The 25,718-nt window shown below is 64.2% G+C and carries 29 protein-coding genes; 19 read left to right on the top strand and 10 right to left on the bottom strand.

Going from position 1 to position 25,718, the window contains the following annotated elements:
- Positions 1 to 12: 12 nt before the first annotated feature.
- The 4 genes from nirJ to EA798_RS03525 form a co-directional block, all read right to left on the bottom strand.
- The gene (gene nirJ / locus EA798_RS03510; RefSeq protein WP_122098070.1) at positions 13 to 1,194 is read right to left on the bottom strand and encodes a heme d1 biosynthesis radical SAM protein NirJ; all 1,182 of its coding nucleotides are present in this window, start codon (positions 1,192 to 1,194) and stop codon (positions 13 to 15) included.
- 170 nt (positions 1,195 to 1,364) lie between these two features.
- Positions 1,365 to 1,613, bottom strand: coding sequence for a cytochrome C oxidase subunit IV family protein (locus EA798_RS03515; RefSeq protein WP_015275751.1), 249 nt, complete (start codon positions 1,611 to 1,613; stop codon positions 1,365 to 1,367).
- A gap of 3 nt (positions 1,614 to 1,616) precedes the next feature.
- Positions 1,617 to 2,204, bottom strand: coding sequence for a cytochrome c oxidase subunit 3 (locus tag EA798_RS03520; protein ID WP_106157661.1), 588 nt, complete (start codon positions 2,202 to 2,204; stop codon positions 1,617 to 1,619).
- A complete protein-coding gene (locus tag EA798_RS03525) occupies positions 2,188 to 3,000 on the bottom strand; it encodes a CbbQ/NirQ/NorQ/GpvN family protein (RefSeq protein ID WP_015275753.1) in 813 nt (270 codons plus the stop codon). Before EA798_RS03525 ends, EA798_RS03520 begins: the two co-directional genes overlap by 17 nt.
- A gap of 343 nt (positions 3,001 to 3,343) precedes the next feature.
- On the opposite strand from EA798_RS03525, the gene EA798_RS03530 reads away from it, so the two are divergent.
- The 13 genes from EA798_RS03530 to EA798_RS03590 all read left to right on the top strand — a co-directional run bounded on the left by EA798_RS03530 (position 3,344) and on the right by EA798_RS03590 (position 14,758).
- Complete coding sequence (locus EA798_RS03530) at positions 3,344 to 5,026, top strand: nitrite reductase (protein ID WP_122098071.1); 1,683 nt, start codon at positions 3,344 to 3,346, stop codon at positions 5,024 to 5,026.
- Positions 5,027 to 5,095: 69 nt separating this feature from the next.
- Complete coding sequence (locus tag EA798_RS03535) at positions 5,096 to 5,701, top strand: cytochrome c3 family protein (protein WP_122098072.1); 606 nt, start codon at positions 5,096 to 5,098, stop codon at positions 5,699 to 5,701.
- A 49-nt stretch (positions 5,702 to 5,750) separates the two neighbouring features.
- Positions 5,751 to 6,626, top strand: coding sequence for an ethylbenzene dehydrogenase-related protein (locus EA798_RS03540; RefSeq protein ID WP_106157663.1), 876 nt, complete (start codon positions 5,751 to 5,753; stop codon positions 6,624 to 6,626).
- A 318-nt stretch (positions 6,627 to 6,944) separates the two neighbouring features.
- The gene (locus EA798_RS03545; RefSeq protein WP_015275758.1) at positions 6,945 to 7,259 is read left to right on the top strand and encodes a c-type cytochrome; all 315 of its coding nucleotides are present in this window, start codon (positions 6,945 to 6,947) and stop codon (positions 7,257 to 7,259) included.
- An 18-nt stretch (positions 7,260 to 7,277) separates the two neighbouring features.
- Positions 7,278 to 7,619: a c-type cytochrome gene (locus tag EA798_RS03550; RefSeq protein ID WP_015275759.1), complete on the top strand. Its 342-nt coding sequence runs from the start codon at positions 7,278 to 7,280 to the stop codon at positions 7,617 to 7,619.
- Complete coding sequence (locus tag EA798_RS03555; protein ID WP_122098073.1) at positions 7,616 to 8,791, top strand: cytochrome D1 domain-containing protein; 1,176 nt, start codon at positions 7,616 to 7,618, stop codon at positions 8,789 to 8,791. Before EA798_RS03550 ends, EA798_RS03555 begins: the two co-directional genes overlap by 4 nt.
- Position 8,792: 1 nt before the next feature.
- On the top strand, positions 8,793 to 9,251 hold the full coding sequence (locus tag EA798_RS03560; RefSeq protein WP_106157665.1) for an Lrp/AsnC family transcriptional regulator: 459 nt from the start codon (positions 8,793 to 8,795) through the stop codon (positions 9,249 to 9,251).
- Entirely contained in the window at positions 9,248 to 9,760 is a 513-nt protein-coding gene (gene ahbB, locus EA798_RS03565) for a siroheme decarboxylase subunit beta (RefSeq protein ID WP_122098074.1), read from the top strand. Before EA798_RS03560 ends, ahbB (EA798_RS03565) begins: the two co-directional genes overlap by 4 nt.
- The gene (locus tag EA798_RS03570) at positions 9,753 to 10,196 is read left to right on the top strand and encodes an Lrp/AsnC family transcriptional regulator (RefSeq protein ID WP_122098075.1); all 444 of its coding nucleotides are present in this window, start codon (positions 9,753 to 9,755) and stop codon (positions 10,194 to 10,196) included. Before ahbB (EA798_RS03565) ends, EA798_RS03570 begins: the two co-directional genes overlap by 8 nt.
- Entirely contained in the window at positions 10,171 to 10,677 is a 507-nt protein-coding gene (ahbB, locus tag EA798_RS03575) for a siroheme decarboxylase subunit beta (protein WP_122098076.1), read from the top strand. The genes EA798_RS03570 and ahbB (EA798_RS03575) overlap by 26 nt, the downstream gene beginning before the upstream one ends.
- 250 nt (positions 10,678 to 10,927) lie before the next feature.
- The gene (locus tag EA798_RS03580) at positions 10,928 to 11,368 is read left to right on the top strand and encodes a c-type cytochrome (RefSeq protein WP_106157669.1); all 441 of its coding nucleotides are present in this window, start codon (positions 10,928 to 10,930) and stop codon (positions 11,366 to 11,368) included.
- A 44-nt stretch (positions 11,369 to 11,412) separates the two neighbouring features.
- Positions 11,413 to 12,834 (top strand): cbb3-type cytochrome c oxidase subunit I, encoded by a 1,422-nt coding sequence (locus EA798_RS03585; RefSeq protein WP_106157670.1) that lies wholly within the window; start codon positions 11,413 to 11,415, stop codon positions 12,832 to 12,834.
- Between the two features lie 82 nt (positions 12,835 to 12,916).
- Positions 12,917 to 14,758 (top strand): nitric oxide reductase activation protein NorD, encoded by a 1,842-nt coding sequence (locus tag EA798_RS03590; RefSeq protein WP_122098077.1) that lies wholly within the window; start codon positions 12,917 to 12,919, stop codon positions 14,756 to 14,758.
- Between the two features lie 476 nt (positions 14,759 to 15,234).
- Here EA798_RS03590 and EA798_RS03595 read toward each other — a convergent pair whose 3' ends face one another.
- From EA798_RS03595 to ytfE, 4 genes are all read right to left on the bottom strand, one after another.
- A complete protein-coding gene (locus EA798_RS03595; protein ID WP_122098078.1) occupies positions 15,235 to 15,426 on the bottom strand; it encodes a DnrP protein in 192 nt (63 codons plus the stop codon).
- Positions 15,427 to 15,493: 67 nt separating this feature from the next.
- Positions 15,494 to 16,177, bottom strand: a complete 684-nt coding sequence (locus tag EA798_RS03600) for a Crp/Fnr family transcriptional regulator (protein ID WP_106157672.1) — start codon at positions 16,175 to 16,177, stop codon at positions 15,494 to 15,496.
- Between the two features lie 137 nt (positions 16,178 to 16,314).
- Positions 16,315 to 16,833 (bottom strand): DnrO protein, encoded by a 519-nt coding sequence (locus EA798_RS03605; protein ID WP_122098079.1) that lies wholly within the window; start codon positions 16,831 to 16,833, stop codon positions 16,315 to 16,317.
- Positions 16,830 to 17,549 carry an iron-sulfur cluster repair protein YtfE gene (gene ytfE, locus EA798_RS03610; RefSeq protein WP_122098080.1) on the bottom strand — a complete coding sequence of 240 codons (720 nt, stop codon included), beginning with the start codon at positions 17,547 to 17,549 and terminating at the stop codon, positions 16,830 to 16,832. The genes EA798_RS03605 and ytfE overlap by 4 nt, the downstream gene beginning before the upstream one ends.
- Positions 17,550 to 17,697: 148 nt before the next feature.
- Between ytfE and norR the strand changes: the two genes are divergently transcribed.
- From norR to ubiT, 5 genes are all read left to right on the top strand, one after another.
- Positions 17,698 to 19,224, top strand: coding sequence for a nitric oxide reductase transcriptional regulator NorR (norR, locus tag EA798_RS03615; protein ID WP_106157675.1), 1,527 nt, complete (start codon positions 17,698 to 17,700; stop codon positions 19,222 to 19,224).
- Between the two features lie 73 nt (positions 19,225 to 19,297).
- A complete protein-coding gene (locus tag EA798_RS03620; protein WP_038656957.1) occupies positions 19,298 to 19,507 on the top strand; it encodes a hypothetical protein in 210 nt (69 codons plus the stop codon).
- 204 nt (positions 19,508 to 19,711) lie between these two features.
- Complete coding sequence (ubiU, locus tag EA798_RS03625) at positions 19,712 to 20,707, top strand: ubiquinone anaerobic biosynthesis protein UbiU (protein WP_042921605.1); 996 nt, start codon at positions 19,712 to 19,714, stop codon at positions 20,705 to 20,707.
- Between the two features lie 14 nt (positions 20,708 to 20,721).
- Positions 20,722 to 21,612 (top strand): U32 family peptidase, encoded by an 891-nt coding sequence (locus EA798_RS03630; RefSeq protein ID WP_042921606.1) that lies wholly within the window; start codon positions 20,722 to 20,724, stop codon positions 21,610 to 21,612.
- Positions 21,606 to 22,100, top strand: a complete 495-nt coding sequence (gene ubiT / locus EA798_RS03635) for a ubiquinone anaerobic biosynthesis accessory factor UbiT (protein WP_038656963.1) — start codon at positions 21,606 to 21,608, stop codon at positions 22,098 to 22,100. The genes EA798_RS03630 and ubiT overlap by 7 nt, the downstream gene beginning before the upstream one ends.
- A 182-nt stretch (positions 22,101 to 22,282) precedes the next feature.
- On the opposite strand, the gene EA798_RS03640 is transcribed toward ubiT, so the two are convergent.
- Both EA798_RS03640 and EA798_RS03645 read right to left on the bottom strand, forming a co-directional pair.
- Positions 22,283 to 22,669, bottom strand: a complete 387-nt coding sequence (locus EA798_RS03640) for a putative zinc-binding protein (protein ID WP_106157678.1) — start codon at positions 22,667 to 22,669, stop codon at positions 22,283 to 22,285.
- A gap of 96 nt (positions 22,670 to 22,765) precedes the next feature.
- Positions 22,766 to 23,443, bottom strand: coding sequence for a Crp/Fnr family transcriptional regulator (locus EA798_RS03645; protein ID WP_015275777.1), 678 nt, complete (start codon positions 23,441 to 23,443; stop codon positions 22,766 to 22,768).
- A 230-nt stretch (positions 23,444 to 23,673) separates the two neighbouring features.
- Here EA798_RS03645 and EA798_RS03650 point away from each other — a divergent pair, with 230 nt between their 5' ends.
- Positions 23,674 to 25,692 (top strand): ribonucleoside triphosphate reductase, encoded by a 2,019-nt coding sequence (locus EA798_RS03650; RefSeq protein ID WP_122098081.1) that lies wholly within the window; start codon positions 23,674 to 23,676, stop codon positions 25,690 to 25,692.
- Positions 25,693 to 25,718 lie beyond the last annotated feature (26 nt).

A 25,718-nucleotide genomic window follows, 5' to 3' on the forward strand; every position in this document is an offset into this window, starting at 1 on the left:
CGCTTCGATTGATCAGAGGGCGATGCTGGGAATGCGCTCGGCGGCTGGTCGACCAATTTCTTCGTCGGTCAGGTAGCAGCCCGGGTCTTCGGCCCAGAGATTGCCCTGCGCCCAGGCGCGGGTACGGGTGTTGCCGTTGCAGATCGCCAGCCAGCGGCAGTCGGCACAGCGACCGCCTACTGCCCGCGGATGCTGGCGCAGCTCCTGCAGCAGTGGGGCCGGCTCGTTCAGCCAGATGTCGCTGAAGCGCTGCCGGCGCACATTGCCGACGGTGTGCTGCCACCAGTAGGTGTCGGGATGCACGTCACCAATGTTGTCGATGTTGGCGATACCACTGCCCGAGGCATTACCGCCCCAGGCGCGCAGCATGCCTTCCAGTCGGTCGCGATGTTCCGGCAGGCGCTCTTCGGCCCACTGCAGCAGGAGAATCGCGTCGGCGTCATTGTTGCCGCTGACGAAGTCGGTCTCGCGGCCGTGCTGTACGTCATCCCAGGCCTGGTCGAACAGCTGGCGCATGGCGTCGCGAGTCATCTGATGATGGGCGTCGGCCTTGCTGCTGCGCTTGCCGCGGCCGCTGTAGTTGAGGTGCGAGAGGTAGAACTTCTGCACGTCGTGTTCGCGCATGAGCGCCAGCAGCGCCGGCAGTTGCGGGTAGTTGTTCTGGGTCAGGGTGGTGCGCAGGCCGACACGGATGTCACGCTGACGGCACAGGTCGATCGCATGCATGGAGGCAGCGAAGCTGCCTTTGAGCTGACGCCATTCATCGTGCACCGTTTCCAGTCCGTCGATGCTGATACCGACATAGTCGAACTGCGCTGCGGCGATACGACCGATGTTGTTCTCATCGATCAGCGTGCCATTGGTCGACAGGGCGACGAAGAAGCCCTTGTCGCGGGCGTAGTCGGCCAGCAGGAAGAGATCGGGCCGCAACAGCGGCTCACCGCCGGAAAGAATCAGCACCCGCACGCCGGCTTCATGAAGGTCATCGATGACCTTCAGCGCCTCATCGGTATCCAGCTCGTCGCGAAACTCGCTGTCGGCGGAGGTGGCATAGCAGTGCTTGCAGGTCAGGTTGCAGCGCCTGAGCAGGTTCCAGATCACCACGGGCGGGCGCTTGCCGCTGGTGCTGCGGGCACCCAGCACCTGTGTGGCCGGTTGGGCCAGGGCGCGCAGGTAATGACTGATTCTCAACATGGGGCGGCTCCGCTTCGGCAGCGTGTTTCGCAGGGCGCGCCGTGGTGGCCGCCTGCTCCTTGGGCAGCAGGATCACCGAGCGGGTTAGGGCTGGCCTTGATCGTAAACAATAAAAGACGCGGGGGGCGGGCTGACCGCTTTGTCAGCTTCTTGCGGAGGCAGACCGTTGGTCAGAGCAGCGTCAGCAGGACGCCAAGCACCAGTACCAGCGGCCAGGCGAGCAGCAGCAGACGCCATGCCCGCGGGGCATGACGCAGCTCCATGAACCCGTCGGTGATCAGCCAGGCCTTGCCGAAAGCGGTGAGCAGGACAGCAGCGGTCAAGGCCAGCGTGGCGCCGGCGTTGCCCAGCAGGACGGTGGATACCGACAGCACGGCCAGGCCGAGCCAGCAGGCCACCAGAACCTTCGAAGCGGACATGACTTACCTCAACACGTAAACCAGCGGGAACAGCAGCACCCAGACCATATCCACCATGTGCCAGTAGAGCACTCCTGACTCCAGCCCGCTGTGGTTGTCGGGGCCGTACGCGCCCCGGCGACAGCGCGCGGCCAGCCAGCCGAGAATCACCATGCCCAGCAGCACATGGAGGAAATGAAAGCCGGTCAGGATCCAGTACAGGGTGAAGAAGGTGTTGTGCTCCATGCCCAGCCCAAGCCCGGCGAGATGGCTGTACTCGTTGAGCTTGAGCACCACGTAGACGCAGGAAGACCCCAGCGCGGCAAGCAGCAACAGCGTCGCGCGTGCGGAGCGGGCCTGGCGTACCTGCTCCACCGCCAGCGCGGCGAACAGACCCGAGGTCAGCAGACTCAGGGTCAGCGCCAGGCCGATGGAGCTGTCCAGCGCCGCGCGGCTTTCATCGAACTGCTCGGCATAGACCATCTGCGCGACCGCGAACGCCAGGATCAGGATGGCGAAGACGGTCAGCTCGGCGAGGATGAAGAACCACATCGCCAGATCACCCGGCAGGCGCCGGGCCGGGCTGGAGAAGGGGTCAGCCGAAGTGGACATCGACCACATCCATCAACGCGGCGACCGTCTGCGGGTCATCCGACAGCGGTTCGGCCAGGCAGGCCAGGCAGGCCTGACGCGGCGTCATGCCAGAGCGGATCATGCGCGCGGTGAAGATCAGCAGGCGGGTCGAGGCAACCTCTTCCAGGTCGTGCTGCTCCAGTCGGCGCAGTGCCTGACCAAGCTTGACTACCTGGGCGGCGAGTTCGCCATCCACCTGCGCCTCGTTGGCGACGATGCGTTCTTCCTCGGTGGCCGGCGGGTAGTCGAAGCGCATCGCCACGAAGCGCTGGCGGGTGCTCGGCTTCATGCCCTTGAGCAGGTTCTGGTAGCCGGGGTTGTAGGACACCACCAGCATGAAGCCCGGCGGCGCCTTGAGCGCCTCGCCGGTGCGCTCGATGAACAGTTCGCGACGATCGTCGGCCAGCGGGTGCAGTACCACGGCGGTGTCCTGCCGCGCTTCCACCACTTCGTCCAGATAGCAGATGCCGCCTTCGCGCACCGCGCGGGTCAGCGGGCCGTCCTGCCACCAGGTGCCCTGGGCACCGATCAGGTGGCGACCGACCAGGTCGGCGGCGGACAGATCATCGTGGCAGGCCACGGTATACAGCGGCAGGTTCAGGCGATGCGCCATGTGCTGCACGAAGCGGGTCTTGCCGCAGCCGGTCGGGCCCTTGATCAGCACCGGCATGCCGTGTTGCCAGGCCTGCTGGAACAGCTGTTCTTCGTTGCCCAGCGGTTGATAGAAGGGCGCGTCAGGCGTGCCGGCAGCAGTCGGGATTTCAAACGCATTCACAGGCAAGTACCTCACGGCAACAGTTGGTTATTTCGATTGCCACGCTACCGATCCCTCCTGGGCGTCTCAAGCCGCTCGCCGGCGAAGCTTGATTGTGATCAAGAGTTGGATGAGATACGGCGCGTATCAGTGGCGAAAAGGTGGCGTTCGTCCGCCGCCGGGCAGTGCTCTCCGCGACAAGGCGTCACGCCATGGGGGTGCTGGGGGCTCTCTTGATTGCCGTCAAGCGCTTTCGGATTGCCGCTCTCATAGCATCCAAATCGCAAAAAGAAGAAGTCCCCGGGAACTGCCACACCGCCGTAACTAGCAGGAGTCGCCAGAAGCGCTCCCATAGGAGAGAAGGATGAGCAATGTTGGTAAACCTATCCTGGCTGGCCTGATCGCCGGCCTATCGTTGCTTGGTCTGGCAGTCGCCCAGGCTGCTGCCCCAGAGATGACCGCCGAAGAGAAAGAAGCGGCCAAGCAGATCTATTTCGAACGCTGTGCCGGTTGCCACGGCGTTCTGCGTAAAGGAGCCACGGGCAAGAATCTCGAACCGCACTGGAGCAAGACCGATGCGGATGGCAAGAAGACCGAGGGCGGCACCCTCAATCTGGGCACCAAGCGCCTGGAGAACATCATCGCCTATGGCACCGAGGGCGGGATGGTCAACTATGACGACATCCTGACCAAGGAAGAAATCAACATGATGGCGCGCTACATCCAGAACACACCGGATGTGCCGCCAGAGTTCTCCCTGCAGGACATGAAGGACAGCTGGAAACTCATCGTTCCGGTTGATCAGCGTCCGAAGAAGCAGATGAACAAGATCAACCTGAAGAACGTCTTCGCCATCACCCTGCGCGATGCCGGCAAGCTGGCGCTGGTGGACGGCGACACCCATACCATCTGGAAGGTGCTGGACACCGGCTACGCGGTGCACATCTCGCGTCTCTCGGCTTCCGGGCGTTATGTCTACACGGTGGGCCGAGATGGTCTGACCACCATCATCGACATGTGGTACGAGGAGCCGACCACCGTCGCCACCGTGCGCCTGGGTTCCGATGCCCGTTCCGTGGACACCTCCAAGTTCAAGGGCTACGAGGACAAGTACCTGATCGGTGGCACCTACTGGCCGCCGCAGTACTCGATCATGGATGGCGAGACCCTGGAGCCGATCAAGGTCGTTTCTACCCGCGGTCAGACCGTCGACGGCGAATACCATCCCGAGCCGCGCGTGGCGTCCATCGTCGCCTCGCACATCAAGCCGGAGTGGGTGGTCAACGTGAAGGAAACCGGGCAGATCATCCTGGTTGACTACACCGACCTGAAGAACCTCAAGACCACCACCATCGAGTCGGCCAAGTTCCTTCACGACGGCGGCTGGGACTACTCCAAGCGCTACTTCATGGTTGCTGCCAACGCCTCCAACAAGGTTGCTGCGGTCGATACCAAGACCGGCAAGCTGGCCGCACTGGTCGACACCGCGAAGATCCCGCACCCGGGTCGCGGCGCCAACTTCATCCACCCGCAGTTCGGTCCGGTCTGGACTACCGGTCACTTGGGTGATGACGTGGTCTCGCTGATCTCCACCGCATCCGATGATCCGAAGTACGCCAAGTACAAGGAGCACAACTGGAAGGTGGTGCAGGAACTGAAGATGCCGGGTGCCGGCAACCTGTTCGTCAAGACCCATCCGAAGTCGAAGAACCTCTGGGCCGATGCGCCGATGAACCCCGAGCGGGAAGTCGCCGAGTCCGTCTACGTCTACGACCTGGCCGATTTGAGCAAGGAGCCCAAGCGTCTCGACGTCGCCAAGGACTCCGGTCTGCCGGAAAGCAAGGCGATCCGTCGCGCGACCCACCCCGAGTACAACGAGGCGGGTAACGAGGTGTGGATCTCCCTGTGGGGTGGCAAGACCGACCAGTCCGCGATCGTGATCTACGACGACAAGACCCTGAAGCTGAAGAAGGTGATCACCGACCCGGCAATCGTCACGCCGACCGGCAAGTTCAACGTCTTCAACACCATGTACGACGTGTACTAATCCGCCCGAGGATTGCCTGTTAACACCCACCGCGCCTGGCGCGGTGGGCCTGGCAAGGGAACAGATTCCATGACAGATCAAGACGGCAACAAGCAAAAGAAGGGCGGCATCCTTGCGCTACTGCGGCGGCCGAGCACGCGCTATTCGCTCGGCGGCATTCTGGTGGTGGGCATTGTTACCGGGATCATCTTCTGGGGCGGCTTCAATACCGCGCTGGAGGCCACCAACACCGAGACATTCTGCATTTCCTGTCATGAGATGGGCGATAACGTCTACCCCGAGTACAAGGAAACCATTCACTACGCCAACCGCACCGGCGTGCGCGCCACCTGCCCGGACTGCCATGTGCCGCGCGACTGGACGCACAAGATGGTGCGCAAGGTCGAGGCCTCCAAGGAGCTGTGGGGCAAGATCGTCGGCACCATCGACACGGCCGAGAAATTCGAAGCCAAGCGCCTGACCCTGGCGCGTCGCGAATGGTCGCGGATGAGGGCATCCGACTCACGCGAATGCCGTAACTGCCACAGCCTGGAAAGCATGAGCTCCGATATGCAAAAGCAGCGTGCCCGCAAGCAACACGAGATGGCGCGCGAAGACAACCTGACCTGCATCGCTTGCCACAAGGGCATCGCACACCATCTGCCCGAAGGTATGACCGAAGAAGACGAAGACTGACCTACGGTCCTGGCGGGCCAGCCACACCATCGATGATGAGGAACCGATTATGAAAAAGACTCTGATCGCCAGTGCAGTGGGGGCGGTAATCGCCTTCGGTGCACAGAGTGCTATGGCCGCCGCGCCTGCCGACTGGAATTCGGTGGCTGCGACCGATGTCACCCTGTTCTACCCGGGCGTATCGCCGGTGGAATGGATCACCAAGGGTACCGAGCACGGCGGTGCGCGCGCCCTGAAGAAAGGCGAGACCTGTGCGGGCTGCCACTCCGAGGAAGCCGGTGACATGGGTGCCAAGATGGCCAGCGGCAAGAAGCTCGAGCCCAGCCCGATCGCCGGCAAGGCGCCGTTCATCAATGCCAAGGTCCAGGCCGCCAATGACGGCGAGAACCTCTACCTGCGCTTCACCTGGAAGCAGCCGGCTGCCTCCGGCGCAGCGCCGATGGACGCCGATAACCCGGTGAAGATCGCCTACATGCTCGAAGGCGGCTCCAAGGTCGAGCTGGCCGAGGCGGGCGGCTGCTGGGGGAGCTGCCATGGCGATGCGCGCACCATGCCCGGTGCCGCGGACACCAAGACCAAGTACGTCAAGGACGGTTCGCTGGCCAACGGCGTGTACTACGACCTGAACCAGTGGCGCAGCGGCGAGAACAAGGCCTTCGATGGCTACGTCGCTACCGAGCGGGTGATGGAAGGTGGTCAGGCGCTGGTCGATGCCCAGGGGCAGCTCGACGGGGATACCTGGTCCGTGGTGTTCACCCGCAAGTTCGCCGGCGGCGAAGGCGACGTGACGCTGGCTCCGGGCAACCTCTACAACTTCGGCTTTGCCATCCACGATGACAGTGCCACTGGTCGCTACCACCACGTGTCGCTCGGCTACACGCTGGGTATCGACGCCCAGGGCGACATCACTGCCGCCAAGCAGTAACCAGGCGAGAGGCAACGGGCCGGCATGATGCCGGCCCTGTGCGTTCCGGCCGCCGACCAACGGCAGGCAGCGGCAGCGCGCCGGAGGAACGATTTGATTGCAGTCAAGGAAGCGCTGCAGCGGCTCATTCATCCTGAGCTTGCCCGCACCGGTTGCGACGCAGCCGTTTGAGGTCCGGAACCCACAAACAATGACCAAGGACAAAAGGTTGCCTAGCACAAGCGGTAAATTTACCGTGCACTTGCTCAGTGCGTTTTTGCTGAGCACCCTTTGGGTGGGCGGTAACGTTCACCCCTTTAGCCTTGAGGAATAGTTCTAATGAAGAAAATCCTTATCCCGATGCTCGCCCTTGGTGGCGCGCTGACCCTGCAGCCGGCCCTGGCTCAGGACGGTGAAGCGCTGTTCAAGAGCAAGCCCTGCGCGGCCTGCCACAGCGTCGACACCAAGATGGTTGGCCCGGCTCTGAAAGAAGTCGCAGCCAAGAACGCGGGCGTCGAAGGCGCCGCCGACACCCTGGCCCAGCACATCAAGAATGGCAGCCAAGGCGTTTGGGGTCCGATCCCGATGCCGCCAAACCCAGTTACCGAAGAGGAAGCCAAGACCCTCGCCGAGTGGGTTCTTAGCCTCAAGTAAGTCGCCCCGGAGGACGCCATGACAGTTGCCCGACACGCCGTTTCACGTCTGGGGCTGGCCCTGGCGTCCTTTCTCCTGATTCCTCTTTCCCTGGCCGCAGCGCCCGCTGCCGAGCGCCAGGCGAAGCTCGACCATCTGTTACTTCAGGACTGTGGCTCCTGCCATGGCCTGCGCATGACTGGCGGCCTCGGCCCCGCGCTGACCCGCGAGGCGCTCGCCGGCAAACCCCGTGACAGCCTGATCGCTACCGTTACCCACGGCCGCCCCGGCACCGCCATGCCTGGCTGGAATGCGCTGCTCGACGAGCAGGACATCGCCTGGCTGGTCGACCGCCTTCTCGAAGGATATCCCAAACCATGATTCGTCCTTTCCTGCTGCTGGCTGCGGCCGGCCTGCTTGCGGCCTGCGCACAGCAACCGCTGCGCGGTACCGGTGACCTGGGCGTGGTGGTGGAACGCGCCACCGGCAGCCTGCAGATCATCGAGAGCACCAACCAGAGCCAGCTGGCCCGTGTCGACGGACTGGGCGATCTGTCCCACGCCTCGGTGGTGTTCTCCCGTGATCAGCGTTACGCCTACGTGTTCGGCCGCGATGGCGGGCTGACCAAGGTCGACCTGCTGCGCCAGCGCATCGATCGCCGGGTGATCCAGGGTGGCAACAGCATCGGCGGCGCAATCAGTCAGGACGGCACGCTGATCGCGGTCGGCAACTACGAGCCGGGCGGGGTCAAGGTGTTCGACGCCAATACCCTGGAGCTGGTGGCCGACATTCCCGCCACGCCGCTGGCCGATGGCAGCCGCAATGCCCGCGTCGTCGGCGTGATCGACGTACCCGGTCGGCGCTTCATCTACAGCCTGTTCGACACCGACGAAACCTGGCTGCTGGATTTCAGCCAGGGCAACGAGCCGCAGATCACCCGTTTCGAGGGTATCGGCCGCCAGCCCTACGATGCCCTGCTGACGCCGGAGGGCCGCTACTACATCGCCGGCCTGTTCGGCGAGGATGGCATGGCCAAGATCGACCTCTGGCATCCCGAGCGGGGCGTCGAGCGCATTCTCGATGGCTACGGTCGCGGCCAGCAGAAACTGCCGGTGTACAAGATGCCGCATCTGGAAGGCTGGACCGTGGCCGGCAACCAGACCTTCGTGCCCGCGGTCGGCCAGCACCGGGTGCTGGTGATGGACTCGCAGAATTGGCAGCAGACCGCGGCCATCGATGTTGCCGGTCAGCCGATCTTCGTCATGGCGCGACCGGACGCGCGGCAGATCTGGGTCAACTTCGCCCATCCCGACAACGGCAAGGTGCAGGTCATCGACAGCGAGACCCACGAGATCATCGCCGATCTGGAACCGGGCCCGGCCGTGCTGCACATGGAGTTCACCGCCCGCGGCGACCAGCTCTGGCTGTCGGTGCGCGATGGCGAGGAAATCCAGGTCTGGGATCCCTATACCCTGAAGCTGCTCAAGCGACTGCCGGCGCACAGTCCGAGCGGCATCTTCTTCAGCAGCCGCGCCCACGAGACGGGGTTGTGACATGCATATCGACGCACTCAGCCGCCGCCTGATCGACCGCTACCAGCATGGCATGCCGCTGTGTGCCGAACCCTACCGCGCTATGGCCGAAGAGCTTGGCTGTAGCGAGGACGAGGTGCTCGCCTGTCTTGGACAGCTGCAGGAGGGCGGTGGCCTGTCGCGCATCGGCCCGGTGTTCGAACACAGCCGTGCCGGCGCCAGCACCCTGGTCGCGCTGGCCGTGCCCGAGGCGCGCCTGGAGCAGGTTGCAGCGCGCATCAACGGCTTTCCCGAGGTCAATCACAACTACCTGCGCGAGCATCGCTACAACCTCTGGTTCGTGCTGACCGGGCCGGATCGCCCGCACATCGACCGGCTGCTGGCCGAGATCGAAGCCGACACCGGGCTCACCCCGCTCGACCTGCCGATGCTGCACGCCTTTCGTATCGACCTTGGCTTTCCGCTGGGAGACCCGTCATGACCGGTTGCCTCAACGACCTGCAGGCGCTACAGCTGCGTCGGCTGCTCGAGGGCGGCCTGCCGCTGGCTGCACGCCCGTATCAGCGACTCGCCGAGCAGATCGGCAGCGTCGAGGAGCGCGTGCTGGAGCAGATCCAGCGCTGGCAGGAGGAAGGACTGTTCCGTCGCGTCGGCCTGGTACTCAAGCATCGCGCGCTGGGTTTTCGCGCCAACGCCATGCTGGTGATGGATATCCCGGATGCGCAGGTCGAGGAGGTCGGGCGGCGCCTTGGCCAGGCGGCCGGGGTCAATCTCTGTTATCAGCGCCCGCGGCGTTTGCCGCATTGGCCCTACAACCTGTTCTGCATGGTGCATGGGCGCGAGCGCGAGCAGGTCTGCCAGCTGATCGGGCGCCTGCTGGCCGACAACGGCCTGAGCAATGTGCCGCACCAGCTGCTGTTCAGCACGCGGGCGTTCAAGCAGTGCGGCGGTCGCTTTGCACCACCGTTGGTGGAGACCGCCAATGGATGAGCTCGACCGCCAATTGATCAATCGCCTGCAACACGGCCTGCCGCTGGTGCGTCATCCCTGGGAAGCCCTTGCCGAGGAGCTTGGCAGCACGTCCGAGGCCCTGCGCGAGCGGGTTCAGGCCTTGCTCGAGGATGGCACGCTGACCCGCTTCGGACCGATGTTCGATATCGACCGTCTCGGCGGTGCCTTTACCCTGGCTGCGTTATCCGTACCCGAGGAGCGCTTCGACGAGGTCGCCGCGCAACTCACGGCGATGCCAGAGGTTGCGCACAACTATCGCCGTGAGCACTGCTGGAACATGTGGTTCGTGCTCGGCTGCGAAACCCCGCAGGGCATTGCCGAGAGCATTGCGCGCATCGAGGCCGAAACCGGCCTGGCGGTGCTGAATCTGCCGAAAGAGGAAACCTTCCATGTCGGTTTGCACTTCCCCGTCTGATGAAGGCCTGACCCGCCGCCTGATCGAGCTGACCGAGGCCGGATTGCCGCTGGTGGCCGATCCGTGGGCCTGGCTTGCCGAGGAGCTGGGGATCGATGTCGACGAGACGCTGGCGCTGCTGCAGCGCCTGCAGGCCGCTGGCGCGATCCGGCGGATTGCAGCGATACCCAACCACTACCGCCTCGGCTATCGGCACAACGGCATGACCGTGTGGGACGTCGATGATGGCGAAATCGCGCGCCTGGGGGCGCTGATCGGTGCGCAGCCCTTCGTCAGCCATTGCTATCGCCGCCCGCGCCAGGAAGGCTGGCCGTACAACCTGTTCGCCATGGTGCACGGGCGCGACGCCAGTGATATCGAGGCCTACCGCAACCAGATCCGCGCGTTGCTGGGCAGTGCCTGCCGGGCGAACGAGATGCTGGTATCCAGCCGCATCCTGAAGAAGACCGGCCTGCGCCTGGCGGGCCAGCGCCGGGCCTGATTGCCGTCAGCCGCCCGGCTGCACTTGCGCGCCCTGGTGTGGGTGCCGATAAAACCCATCGCAGCAGCGGAAAAGGGGCCGGTGCAAACCGCCCGGAACGCTGCAGCCCTTGCCCTGCAAGGCTTTGCGCCCTCCCTTCCATCCCCTCATAAAGCCCTACTGCCACGTTCGGGTTTTTCTTGATTGCCATCAAGCAGGTTTCGATAGGCGCCTTCTTAAACTGGCCACGCCAAGCCATGAGGAGGCGACCATGTCCGAGACCTTCACCAAGGGTATGGCCAGGAATATCTACTTCGGAGGAAGCGTCTTCTTCTTCCTGGTATTCCTCGGTCTTACTTACCACACAGAGCAGACTTTCCCCGAGCGAACCAATGCGTCAGAGATGACCGAAGCGGTCGTGCGCGGTAAGGCAGTCTGGGAAAACAACAACTGCGTTGGCTGCCACAGCCTGCTCGGTGAAGGCGCCTACTTCGCGCCGGAGCTGGGTAACGTATACGTCCGTCGCGGCGGAGAGGAGACCTTCAAGCCCTTCCTGCATGCCTGGATGAAGGCCCAGCCACTCGGCGCCCCCGGCCGCCGTGCAATGCCGCAGTTCAATCTGACCGAGCAGCAAGTTGACGATATGGCGGAGTTCCTCAAGTGGACTTCGAAGATCGATACCAACAACTGGCCGCCAAACAAGGAGGGTTGAGTGATGGACGTCTTTGTTTCCGAATCCACTGGAGGGGCCACGAGATGAGCAGTATCAATCCGCATCTCAAATTCCAATCGCAGGCCGTTGCCAAACCCTACTTCGTGTTTGCGCTGATCCTGTTCGTCGGTCAGATCCTCTTCGGTCTGATCATGGGGCTGCAGTATGTCGTCGGTGACTTCCTGTTCCCCCTCATCCCGTTCAACGTGGCGCGGATGGTTCACACCAACCTGCTGATCGTCTGGTTGCTGTTCGGCTTCATGGGCGCGGCCTACTACCTCATCCCCGAGGAGTCGGACCGCGAACTGCACAGCCCGAAACTGGCGATAATCCTGTTCTGGGTGTTTGCCGTTGCCGGCGTGCTGACCATTCTCGGTTACCTGTTCGTGCCTTATGCGGCACTGGCAGAGCTGACCAAGAACGAGCTGCTGCCAACGATGGGGCGTGAGTTCCTCGAGCAGCCGACGATCACCAAGATCGGTATCGTGGTGGTTGCCCTGGGCTTCCTCTACAACATCGGCATGACCATGCTCAAGGGTCGCAAGACCGTGGTCAGCACGGTGATGATGACCGGTCTGATCGGCCTCGCGGTGTTCTTCCTGTTCTCCTTCTACAACCCCGAGAACCTGGCGCGCGACAAGTACTACTGGTGGTTCGTCGTGCACCTGTGGGTGGAAGGCGTGTGGGAACTGATCATGGGTGCGATGCTGGCCTTCGTCCTGATCAAGATCACCGGCGTGGACCGCGAAGTGGTCGAGAAGTGGCTCTACGTCATCATCGCCATGGCGCTGATCACCGGCATCATCGGTACGGGTCACCACTTCTTCTGGATCGGTGCGCCGACCGTATGGCTGTGGCTGGGCTCGATCTTCTCCGCCCTGGAACCGCTGCCGTTCTTCGCCATGGTGCTGTTCGCCCTGAACATGGTTAACCGTCGTCGCCGCGAGCATCCGAACAAGGCCGCTTCGCTGTGGGCCATCGGTACCACCGTGACGGCCTTCCTCGGTGCTGGCGTGTGGGGCTTCCTGCACACCCTGGCTCCGGTGAACTACTACACCCACGGCTCGCAGATCACTGCTGCCCACGGTCACCTGGCCTTCTACGGCGCCTACGCCATGATCGTGATGACCATGATCAGCTACGCCATGCCGCGTCTGCGTGGTCTGGGTGAAGCGCCGGATGCACGTGCTCAGCGCGTCGAAGTGTGGGGCTTCTGGCTGATGACCCTGTCCATGGTTGCCATCACCCTGTTCCTCACCGCTGCTGGCGTGGTTCAGGTCTGGCTGCAGCGCATCCCTGCCGACGGGGCCGCCATGTCCTTCATGGCGACTTCGGATCAGCTGGCCATCTTCTTCTGGCTGCGTCTGGTCGCTGGGGTGTTCTTCCTGATCGGTCTGATCTGCTACCTGTACAGCTTCCGCCAGCGCGGTCGCGTACCGGTTGCCGCAGCTGTCGCCGCGGCCTGAGACGAGTTGCAATGAGTATCGACGGCCCGGCTGGTAACAGCGGGCCGTTTTGCTTTTTCAGTGCCAGTACGGAGTAACCGCCATGGCCTTTACCATCGAAGTGGAAGAGTGGGTCGGTAGTGTCTGGCACCGCTTCATCACCCGTCGCGCCAGCCCGGACTTTCCGGAGGCGCGGGTCGATCTGGAAAGCATGCAGCGGCCGCTGTCGCTGCTGTTTCGCGCCATGGGTGGCGCCAGCGGGGTCGGCGTTGAAGCCGCCAGCGCGCGCGATCTGCTGCTCAGGCGCAACCTGCTGCAACAGGTCGCCGGCACCTGCAAGCAATTGCCGGTAGCCTGGTGCGACAGCAGCAATCTGCGGCTGCCGCAGAGCCTCGCGGTCTACCCGGAAGCATCGCTGAATCAGGATCTCTATCGCTGGCTGGCGCTGCTTGCCGCGCAGGCTGGCCCGATGCGCCACTGGGCGCGGGACAACCAGCGCTGGACCCAGGCGATCCTCGAGCAGTTCCCGGCCATGCGTGCGCGTTACCGGCGCCTGGTCGAAGCCCATCTGCAGTTGCGCCCGGACCAAAGCCAGCTGCCCAAGGCCGAGGCCGCGCTGGAAACGGCGCTGTGCCAGGCCCTGCGCGAGCCGGGTAGCGTCAGCCAGTTCCCGCGCAGCGAGCGCGCGCCCTGGCCGTTGCCGCTGTGGCTCTATCCGGCAGACAACCTTGGCGAGCCTCAGGCAGCCCAGCGCGCCGAGGAAGGCGAGGGCAATCTGGAAACCCCACCCGGCGGCGAATCCCGCCAGCGCAAGCGCGCCCGGCGGGTCGATGAAAGCTCGAGCAAGGGCGGCCTGCTGCTGTTCCGTCTGGAAAACCTGTTCAGCTGGTCCGAGCACATCGAGCTGGATCGCTGCGGCGACGACACCGAGGATCTGGACGCGGCTCGCGTCGCCGAGGATCTCGACGAGCTGGCCCTGTCGCGTCAGCGCATGCGTCAGGGCGGCGGTCTGAAGCTCGATCTGGACCTGCCGGCCGCGGACTTCGACGATGTGCCGCTGGGTGAGGGCATCAAGCTGCCCGAGTGGGACTATCGCAAGCAGTGCCTGCAGAAGGATTTCGTCAACCTGCAGCTGATGCTGCCGTGCGGCTCCGAACCCAAGCCACTGCCGCTGCATCTGTCGCCGTTGGCGCGGCGCCTGCGCCGGCAGTTCGAGCACCTGCGCAACGACCGCCAGTGGCTGCGTCAGCAACCGCAGGGTTCGGAGCTGGACATGCAGGCCTGGCTCGATTTTCACGTCGAGCGGCAGAACGGCCAGTGCGCCGAGCGCGGCCTGTTCATGGAGCAGCGGCAGAATCGCCGTGACCTGGCCTGCCTGCTGCTGGCCGATCTGTCGATGTCCACCGACGCGCACCTGGACAACGAGCACCGGGTGATCGACGTGGTGATGGACAGCCTGTTGCTGTTCGGCGAGGCGCTGTCGGCGGTAGGCGATCCGTTCGCCCTGTACGGTTTCTCGTCGCTGCGTCGTCAGCAGGTGCGCATGCAGGAGCTGAAGAGCTTCCGCCAGCCCTACGGCGACGAAACCCGTGGCCGCATCCAGGCGCTCAAGCCCGGCTACTACACGCGCATGGGCGCCGCCATCCGCCACGCCACCGAGCTGCTGGGCAACTGCAAGCAGCGGCGCAAGCTGTTGCTGCTGGTGACCGACGGCAAGCCGAATGACCTGGATCTCTACGAAGGCCGCTACGGTGTCGAGGACACCCGCCAGGCAGTGATGGAAGCACGCAAGCAGGGCCTGCTGCCGTTCTGCATCACCATCGACCGTGAGGCGGGCGACTACCTGCCGTACATGTTCGGCGCCAATGGCTACACCCTGATCAAGGAACCGCAGCAACTGCCGTTCCGTCTGCCTCAGCTGTACAAGCAGCTGACCCAGTCGTAAGCGCTGTGCCACGGACACGCGACGGTGCACGTAGGGTGGATGTCGCTTTCAGCATCCACCGTGCATACCGCTCGGTGGATGGCCACTCCGTGGATCGGTGAAGCGTGATCCACCCTACGACCCGACGGGAGTCGGGGAGGGGCAGTAGGCGGGTGGGGTGGCGTGTAGGGTGGATGCCGCTTTTCACCGTGCACACCGTGCGGTGGGTCTGTGGATCGGTGCGCCGCGATCCACCCTACAACCGCCGAATGTTCGTCGGGCAGGTGGGGGGCGTGTAGGGTGGATGTCGCTTTTCACCGTGCCCACCGTTCGGTGGGTCTGTGGATCGGTGAGCCGCGATCCACCCTACAACCGACGAATGTTCGTCGGGCAGGTGGGTGGCGTGTAGGGTGGATGTCGCCTTTCACCGTGCACACCGTTCGGTGGATCGGTGAAGCGTGATCCACCCTACGGGCTATGCCTTGTCGGGAAGGCCGTCAGAACAGATAGCGCGGCAACCATACGATCATCACCGCGCAGAAGATGCTCAGACCGATGCAGAACCACAGGAAGCGCCGTTGCCGGCGCTCGGGTGCACTGTCGGCATGTGCCGGCAGCGGCATGCCGCAGTTGCTGCATTCGGCTTCGTTCGGCGGGTTGTCCTGTTGGCAGTACAGGCATCTGGGCATGGCGGTTTCCTCTTGGTCGGTAGAGTCTGACACGGCGGGAAAACCGCGGGCTTTGATGACAATCAACTCACTCGAACTGCTCGAGCCGCTGGCGATCGAGGATGGCGATCTGCCGACCTTCCTGGGTAATGATGCCCTCGTCGATCAACCGCCGGATGATCCGCGAAAAGGTTTCCGGCTGGATCGACAGGTGCCCGGCGACCAGCTGCTTTGCCATCGGCAGTTCGAAGCTGTTGCTTTCGTCCTTTACCCGCGCCAGTTGCGTCAGTAGATAGCGCACCACGCGGTGCGTGGCGTTTTTCAGCGACAGCGTCTCGATCTCGTTGATGCGCTGGTGCAGCCGCACGCAGAGTTTGCCGAGCAGGGCGAACGTCAGCCGCTGGTTGGCTTCCAGCAGGCGCATGTAGGCCGCGTTGGAGAAGCGATAGACCTGGGACGGGCAGACCGCCTGGGCGGAGGCAACGTAGTTGGGGGTATCCATCAACATCATGGCTTCGGCGAAGGTCTGGCGGTTGCCGATGACCTCGAAGACCTTCTCCTGGCCGTCCGGCGTCAGGCGGTAGACCTTCACCGCGCCGGAGATGACGAAGTAGAAATTGTGCGCCGGCTCGCCCTGGTGGAACAGGTTGTCGCCCTTGTCGAGATTGAGCAGCTGGCTGGCATTGAGCAGCTCTTCCATCTGCTCTTCGTTCAGTGGTTCGAACAGGTGGTGGCTGCGGAGGATCTGGTGGTGTACGCGGTGAAGCACCATGCAAGGCGTCCTGTTTCAATTGAACAATGACAACAAACGTCGGCCTTCAGCCTAGCGCATGTGGTGAGGATGGCGCAGGCCAGACCTTGATGATCATCAAGGTCGGACCGATATCAGGTGGGAGCTGTTTCACAAGATCAGTGCAAATGGGCGACGGAGCCCTCACGCCATACCGGCTCGGCGAACGTCTGTGGATAGCGTTCGAGCGCGTCGAAGATCCGCTGCAGGCCTTGCTCGCGCTGGTCGGTTTCCGACAGGGCTTCGGCACCCTTGAGCAGATCGATCAGCAGGCCGTGCAATGCCGCGTCAGCCGCTTCCGGCAACTGGCAGTTGGCGATGAGGTAGCTGGTAGCCGCTTCGATGTCGCGCTGCAGCGCCGCTGCCGACTCGTCGCTGAGCGGCTGGCGGGGGTCGCTCGGCGTGCTGCGCTGCACGGATTCATGCACCCGCGTCATGCCTTCGCGCAGAGCCTCATCGGTGGCCCAGCGCTCGCCCGGCCTGGTTTGAGCCGCAGCGGCCGGGGCATGCTGACTGTGGTCGTGGCTAGTCGCCGCGTGGGCCGTGCTGACGACCATGCTCAGTGCGAAATTACTGGCCAGGGCAACGATGGAGGCCATTGCCACGCCCCAGGCGATCGGTTGCAGGTACTGCTTCATGGACGGACCTCCTCGGCGCTTTCGGTGGCCTGCACGATGGGTATTCGCGCAGGCGCCTCGGCATTGCGGAACAGCACGTTGTTCTCCAGGTGGATGTGTTGCATCAGGTCGCTGCGCATTTCTTCCAGCCCGCGATACAGGGCGCGCCAGGTATTGCAGGCGTTGGCCGGCGGGGTAATGTCATCGGTGAGCGTCGCCAGTCGCTCCAGCGCATTGCCGTGCTCCTGATGTTCGTAGCGCATCACCGAGATCGGCCCCTGCGCCTGTGGGAAGCCCATGCCGCGCTGCAGCATCGGGAAGAGGATCTGTTCTTCCTTGAGCATATGGCTCTCCAGCTCCTGCTGCATGTTCCACAGGTGTTCGGCGAGACCATTAGGGCATTCCGGACGGCTGCCATGGACCTGCTCGACGCGGCTGGCCAGGCGAATCAGCTCGGGGAACTGGTCGCGATGGCGCTCGTGGAAGCGCGCCAGGATGTACTCGATCAGCTGGCCGGCCGACGCGGTCCGCCAGTCCTGTTCCTCGGCGTTCGGCTCGAGGGCGAGCAGCGCAGCGGCGATGGTCTCCGGATCGACGCCGATCCGCTGTGCCGCCTCGCGCAGCGGTAGCTCTCCGCCGCAGCAGAAATCCAGGCGATATTGACGGAATACCCGTGTCGCGCCTGGCACGGAGCATGCGAGGTTGCCGAGGGTCTGGTCGATAAGTGCGGTAGTCATGCGCAACAGTCCTGGTGAATTTGTCAGGACCATCGCAACAGACGTGCCAGGCGGAATGTGGCGAAAACTGCCGACTGTGGCAGGTTGGTGGTGAAAAACACCCGAAACGGTTATGGTGAGGAAAACCCGGAGGGTAACTGGAACCATGATGCTGGCTGACGCACTGCTTGCCGACCTGACCACTGAGCTACCCAACGCCGTGCGCCTGCAGCGCCTGGTTCATACGCTGCAACAGCGCTTTCGTTGCGGTGCCGTGGTGCTGCTGCGGCTCGACGAGGACAGCCTGCGTCCGTTGGCGGCGGTGGGGTTGGTGCAGGAAGCGCTCGGTCGGCGTTTCGTCATTGCCCAGCACCCGCGGCTGGCCGCGATTCTCTCGCAGCGCGAGCCGACCTGGTTCGAGCCGGACAGCCGCCTGCCGGACCCGTACGACGGCCTGCTCGACGCTCATATCGGCGAGCCGCTGCCGGTGCACGACTGCATGGGGGTCAGCCTCTATGTCGAGGGCAAGCTGTGGGGCGCACTGACCCTGGATGCGCTGCACGCCGGCACCTTCGATGACGATGCCCGGCGCGACCTGCAGCGCTACACCCTGGTGATCGAGGCTGCCGTTCGCGTGACCCGTCTGGAGCACGAGAATCGCGGCCTGCGCCTGGCGCGCAGCGATGTGATGGAAACCGCGCTGGATCACGGCGACGGCGAAATCCTCGGCCAGAGCGACGTCATCCGCGAGCTGCTGCGTGAATTGCAGGTGGTGGCCGACTCCGAGCTGCCGGTGCTGCTGCTCGGCGAGACCGGTGTCGGCAAGGAGCTTTTCGCGCGCTGGCTGCACCGGCATTCGCGGCGCCGCAACAAGCCGCTGGTGCACGTCAACTGCGCGGCACTGCCCGAATCCCTGGCCGAGAGCGAGCTGTTCGGCCACGTCAAAGGCGCGTTCTCCGGTGCCACCACCGATCGGCCCGGTCGTTTCGATGCCGCCAACGGCGGCACGCTGCTGCTCGATGAGGTCGGTGAGCTGCCGCTGACGGTGCAGGCCAAGCTGCTGCGCACGCTGCAGAACGGTGAGATTCAGCGCCTGGGCGCGGACAAGCCGCGCCAGGTCGACGTGCGCATCATCGCCGCGACCAACCGCAACCTGCGCGAAAGCGTGCGCGACGGCCATTTCCGGGCCGATCTCTATCATCGGCTGTCGGTTTATCCGGCACCGATTCCACCCTTGCGTGAGCGGGGCAACGACGTGCTGATCCTCGCCGGGCACTTCCTCGAGCTCAATCGCGCACGCCTCGGGCTGCGCAGCATGCGTCTGTCGCCGGCCGCCGAGCGCGCCTTGCTCGGTTATTCCTGGCCGGGCAACGTGCGCGAACTGGAACACGTGGTCAGCCGTGCGGCGCTGCGCCTGCTGAGTCGCGGCGCGTCGCGCAGCGAAATCCTCACGCTCGAGCCCGATCTGCTGGACCTGGACAGTCATGCCGTCGGCGTGACCGTGCCGCAGGTGGCCGCCGAGCCGGTGGCCACCGACGAGGTGCTGCCGCTGCGTCACACCGTCGATGCTGCCCAGCGCCAGGCCATCGTCCGGGCGCTGGAGGCCAGCGGCGAGAACTGGGCGCAGGCCGCCCGTCTGCTGGATGTCGACCCGAGCAACCTGCACAAACTGGCGCGACGACTGAAGCTCAAGTAGCGCCCGTCGGCCCGCGAGAGTCGCGGGCGCCGCGCCATGGTCTAACCTCACATCACCACCCGAGGAGAGCCCAATGGCCCTGGACCAGAACCAATTCGAAGCGCTGCTCAGCGAGGCGCAGACCTTCGCCGAACGCGCCGCCAGCGAAAATAATCCGCTGCACTACCGCGACGCCTTCGCGGCGAGCCTCAAGGCGATACGCCTGCTGGGTGAAGAGTCCGGTGCGTGGCGCCAGATGGTCGCCCGCGCCACCGAGGAGTTCGAGGGCGACGAGGGCATCTGAACCCGCCGCTGCGCCAGCAATGGCGCTGCCGAGGCAGGCCTCGCTGCTGCGTTTCGTCGCAGTCGCGACGTCCGACCAATCTTGACCCCTATCAATGCTGGCCACTGGTCAGCTGCCTAGACTGCCGGCTGTTTTCCGTTCAGCCGAACGACCGCCACGCCATTGGCGCGTGGCGCGCATGTACCCGAATGTCTAGGAGTTGTCATGCACCTGGTCTGCCCGGCAGGAAGCCTGCCCGCGCTCAAGGCCGCCGTCCAGCAGGGCGCCGATGCCATCTACGTCGGATTTCGCGACGACACCAATGCCCGCCATTTCGCCGGTCTCAACCTTGATGAAAAGCAGCTCGACAAGGGGCTGCAGCTGATTCGCGAGAAAGGCCGGCAGCTGTATATCGCCGTCAACACCTATGCCCAGCCGGAAGGCTGGAATCGCTGGCAGCGCGCCGTCGATCAGGCCGCCGACCTGGGCGTCGATGCGCTGATCGCGGCGGACCCCGGCGTACTCGGTTATGCCAGCAAGCGCCATCCCAAGCTCAAGCTGCACCTGTCGGTGCAAGGCTCGGCGACCAACGCCGCGGCGCTGGCCTTCTATCAGGAGCGTTACGGCATCAGCCGCGCGGTGCTGCCGCGGGTGCTCTCGCTCAAGCAGGTCAAGCAGGTTGCGGCAAGCAGCCCGGTGCCGATCGAAGTGTTTGCCTTCGGCAGCCTGTGCATCATGGCCGAGGGGCGTTGCCACCTGTCCTCCTATCTCACCGGCGAATCACCCAACCTCTGCGGCGTCTGTTCACCGGCCAAGGCGGTGCGCTGGAGCGAGGAGCCGGAAGGGCTCACGTCACGCCTGAACAACGTGCTGATCGACCGCTACGCCGAAGGCGAGTCGGCCGGTTACCCGACGCTGTGCAAGGGCCGCTTCATGGTCAACGGCCAACGCTTTCATGCGCTGGAGGAGCCGACCAGCCTGAACACCCTGGACCTGATTCCTGAACTGTCCGCCATCGGCGTCACCGCGATGAAGATCGAGGGTCGCCAGCGCAGCCCGGCCTACGTCGAGCAGGTCACGCGGGTCTGGCGCGCGGCGCTCGACAGCTACCTAAAGGCGCCGCAGCGCTATGCGGTCGAACCCGGCTGGCGGCAGGTGCTCGATGGCCTTTCCGAAGGCTCGCAGACCACACTGGGTGCCTACCACCGGGCCTGGCAATGAACGAGGAGCCACGCATGAAACTCTCTCTGGGCCCGGTGCTGTTCTACTGGGATCGCCAGCAGACGCTGGATTTCTACGCCAACATGGCGGAGCAGCCGCTGGATGTGATCTACCTTGGTGAAACGGTGTGCTCCAAGCGCCGTGCGCTGATGCTCGATGACTGGCTGGGGCTGGCCCGGGATCTCGCGGAAGCCTCGTCGGCACAGCTGGTCTTGTCCGGCCTGACGCTGGTCGAGGCGGCGTCCGAGCTGTCCAGCCTGCGTCGTCTGTGCGACAACGGCGAACTGCTGGTCGAAGCCAACGACATGGGCGCAGTGCAGCTGATGTCCGAGCGCAAGCTGCCCTTCGTCGGCGGGCCGGCGCTGAATCTCTACAACGGCCATGCGCTGGCCGAGCTGGTGGCCAGTGGGATGAGCCGCTGGGTACCGCCGGTGGAAGCGTCCGGCAAGCTGATCAGGAGTGCTCGGACGCAGATGCTGGAGCTGGGCATCCCGTTGCCGGAAATCGAGATCTTCGCCTACGGCCACTTGCCGCTGGCCTATTCGGCGCGCTGCTTTACCGCCCGTGCCGAGAACCGGCCAAAGGATGACTGCCAGTTCTGCTGCCAGAACTACCCCGAGGGTATTGCGTTGCTGAGCCAGGAGGGCGAGGCGCTGTTCACCATCAATGGCATCCAGACCATGTCCGCTTCGGTCAGCAACCTGCTCGCCGACTATCAGGGGCTGGTGGACAGCGGCGCCGACCTGCTGCGCCTGAGCCCGCGGGCCGCCGGCATGGAGGAGGTGATCGGCGCCTTCGACGCGGTGCGCAAGGGCGCGCTGCCGCCCCTGGCGGTGGATGGGTGCAATGGTTATTGGCATGGCCAGCCGGGCATGCTGCGTGCCGAGGAGGCCGGATTATGCTGAACCCGCGTGCCCATCTGGTGAACCTCGGCGGCCGGTTGCTGCCGCTGGCGGCCAAGACACCATTCCTCCTGCAGCGCCTGGCGCTGGAGCGCAGCCTGAATCAGGTTTTCGCCGAAGCGCTGAGCGACGGTGCCTTCGATGTGCTCGATGGCCACTGGATGCGGCTCGAGGTTGCCGACCTTGGGCTGGCCTGGTGCCTGACCTGCGAGCGCGAGCAGTTGCGCATTGCCGCGCAGGCGCCAGTGGAGGTGACCATTCGCGGCAACTGGCGCGAGTTCCTGCTGCTGGCCAGTCGTCAGGAGGACCCGGACACACTGTTCTTCCGTCGCCGGCTGGTCATCGAGGGCGACACCGAGCTGGGCCTGGCGATCAAGAACCTGATCGACAGCCTCGATCCCGATACCCTGCCGAGCTGGCTGTGGAAGCTGCTGCAGGGGGCCGGCGAGGAAGTTGCTGCAGCCGGTCGGGCGCAAGCAGCAGGCGCCTGATACACGGTTTGCCGCTGCCGAGGTAAAGCTGCTGCTTTTCTTCCTGGTCGAACCTCGCGCTACGCTTCAGGGCAGAGCGCTGAGGTTGGAGTTTCCATGTGGATGCGTGGTGGCCAGCGGCAAACCCTGCATCTCGTTACGCCGGGCCAGGCGCGTCGCGCGCTGGCGTTTTCCCGACCACTTCAGAATGCGTGCATTTGCATGCGGTCGCTGGCAATGATGTCCTTCATGTCCTCGAACAGCGCGGTGATTTCTTCCTCGCTGCAGTCTTCCCGATAGCGTTTGCGCAGCCCGTAGCTGCTGAGGGTGATGTGCACGTCCGGCGTGACGCCATGCTGCGCCAGACAGGCGCGGGCGCAGTGCATCGGGCAGCCGTCGATGGCGAGAATAGGGCGGCCGGAGTTGGCTTTCTTCACCAGCGCGGCGACGCGACCGCCCACCCCGGCGATGCAGGACATTTCCGCGAGCCCGGCGCGATCGAGGCGCACCGCCAGGGTGTTGGCCAGCTGAGCGACATTCGAACAACCGGAGCAGGAATAGACCAAGGGCAGGGGCGTGCTGGTGATCATCGCGTTCTCCTGGCAGTGGCGTGACGCGGGCCATTGGAGGCGCGCGGGCAACAGGCTTGGACAGCCATCAAGAATGACGAACAACTGTGCCGCAACTCACTCGTCATAGGCAGCGAGTTTGCGGTTGTCGAGAATTTCGATGCGCCGGCGCTGGACCGAAATGGTTCCGGCATCGATCAGCCGATGCAGGATGCGCGAGAAGGTTTCCGGCTGGATGCCGAGCTTCGAGGCGATCAGCCGCTTCGGTACGTCGAGCATCACCACGCCGCTGTCGTCCTGCTGCGATTGAGCGAGAAAACGCACCACGCGATGGCTGGCATTGGCCAAGGTGAGCGTGTCGATCTCGGTCATGCGCTGATGCAGGCGGATGCTCAGGGTGGCGAGGATGTCCAGGCAGATGTCCGGATGCTGTTCGAGAATGCGCCGGTAATGCGGGCCGTTCAGGCTCGCCACCAGGCTGGCCTTTAGCGCGGTGGCGCTGACCGGATAGCTTGGCGTGCCCTTGAACAGCAGGGCTTCGGCAAAGGATTCTCCGGCGCGCATCACTTCGACCAGCTTTTCCTGGCCGTCGCAGACGACGCGGTGCAGCTTGATCTGCCCGCTGAAGAGAAAATAGAAGCGATCGGCCTTGTCGCCCTGATGAAACAGCGACGCCCCCGCCGGCAGGCGCTTCAGGTTGGCAGAGGTACACACCTCCTGTAGCGCGGCCTCGGGCAGTCGGCTGAACAGATGGTGGCGGCGCAGCTCGGCCACCAGGGTTTTTTCGGTGAGCATGTGTCCTCCCCCGGACTGAACCGGGTTTATCAGCCTGCATCCTAGGAGGCAGGCATCCGGCGCTTCCTTGATCAGAGACAAGTCTGCCCCTCATGGCACGTGGAGGCCGTTTGGCGGTCGCTCGGACAGGCTTGACGCTGGTCAATTCGGTAACGGCGTTACGCCTCTAAAGTCACACCATATTGTGTTTCCTGAGAAAAAATACACTACATATGGTTATGGAGGCGTCGATGCCCAGGCAGGCAGAAGTGGCAAAACCGGTTTCGCTGCGCAAGCGTGACGGACGGTTGGCAACGTTCGAAGTGGACAAGATCGCGCGTGCGATCGCCGCCGCAGGCGCGGCGACTGGCGAATTCGAGGCCGAAATGGCGCAGGCGCTGGCCGAGGCCGTTCGTCAGCAACTGGCGCATCGCACGGCAGTTGAGGTCGAGCAGGTGCAGGATGGCGTAGAGCGCGCGCTGATGGCAGCCGGCTACTTCGATACCGCGCGTGCCTACATCGTCTACCGCGAACGGCATGCGCGGCTGCGCCGCGATCGCAAGGCGGTGGTGGACGTGGCGGCCTCGATGAACGAATACCTGTCGCGCGAGGACTGGCGGGTACGCGCCAACGCCAACCAGGGCTATTCACTGGGCGGGCTGATCCTCAACGTGTCGGGCAAGGTCACCGCCAACTACTGGCTGGACGAGGTCTACAGTCCTGAGATCGGCACCGCGCATCGCGAAGGCGATCTGCATATCCATGACCTGGACATGCTCGCCGGCTACTGTGCCGGCTGGTCGCTGCGCACGCTGCTCAATGAAGGCTTCAACGGCATTCCCGGACGGGTCGAAGCGGGCCCGCCCAAGCACCTGTCCAGCGCCCTGGGGCAGATGGTCAACTTTCTCGGCACGCTGCAGAACGAGTGGGCCGGCGCCCAGGCGTTCAGCAGCTTCGATACCTATCTCGCGCCGTTCGTGCGCAAGGACCAGCTCGGTTTCGATGAGGTGCGTCAGGCGATCCAGGAGTTCATCTATAACCTCAACGTGCCGTCGCGCTGGGGCACGCAGACTCCTTTCACCAACCTGACCTTCGACTGGGTTTGCCCGGAAGACCTGCGCGAGCAGATCCCCTATATCGGCGGCGAGGAAATGCCCTTCGCCTACGGCGAGCTGCAGGCCGAGATGGAGCTGATCAACCGCGCCTATATAGAAGTGATGCAGGCCGGTGACGGCCTCGGCCGGGTGTTCACCTTCCCGATCCCGACCTACAACATCACCCACGACTTCCCCTGGGACAGCGAGAACGCCGAGCGCCTGTTCGAGATGACCGCGCGCTACGGGCTGCCGTACTTCCAGAACTTCCTCAATTCGGACATGCAGCCGAACCAGGTGCGCTCGATGTGCTGCCGCCTGCAGCTGGACGTGCGCGAGCTGCTCAAGCGTGGTGGCGGCCTGTTCGGTTCGGCCGAGCAGACCGGCTCGCTGGGCGTGGTGACGGTCAACTGCGCACGGCTGGGCTATCTCTACCGTGGTGACAAGGCCGCGCTGCTCGAACAGCTGGATGTGCTGCTGGACATGGCGCGGCAGAGCCTGGAGGTCAAGCGCAAGGTCATCCAGCACCATATGGACGCCGGGCTCTACCCGTACACCAAACGCTACCTCGGCACCCTGCGCAATCACTTCTCCACCATTGGCGTGAACGGCTTGCACGAGATGGTGCGCAACTTCACCGACGCCACCGAGGGGCTGCAGACCGCTGCCGGTCGCGCGCTGGCGATCGAGGTGCTCGACCACGTGCGGGCGCGGCTGGTGCAATTCCAGGAAGACACCGGGCACCTCTACAACCTCGAGGCGACGCCGGCCGAAGGCACCACCTATCGCTTCGCCAAGGAAGACCGCAAGCGTTTCCCCGACATCCTCCAGGCCGGTTCGGCCGAGGCGCCGTACTACACCAACTCCTCGCAGCTGCCGGTCGGCTTCACCGACGACCCCTTCGAGGCCCTGGAGCTGCAGGACGAGCTGCAGTGCAAGTACACCGGCGGCACCGTGCTGCACCTGTACATGGCCGAGCAGATTTCCTCGGCCGAGGCCTGCAAGAAGCTGGTACGCAATGCGCTGTCGCGCTTCCGTCTGCCGTACCTGACGGTCACGCCGACCTTCTCGATCTGCCCGGTGCACGGTTATCTCGCCGGCGAGCACGAGTTCTGCCCGAAATGCGACGAGGCACTGCTGCACAAGCAACAGGCCGAAGCGGCCCTGGCCGTCTGATCTGCGATCCCATGTCACGCCGCTCC

The organism is Pseudomonas songnenensis (assembly GCF_003696315.1).
Taxonomy (GTDB): Bacteria; Pseudomonadota; Gammaproteobacteria; order Pseudomonadales; family Pseudomonadaceae; genus Stutzerimonas; species Stutzerimonas songnenensis.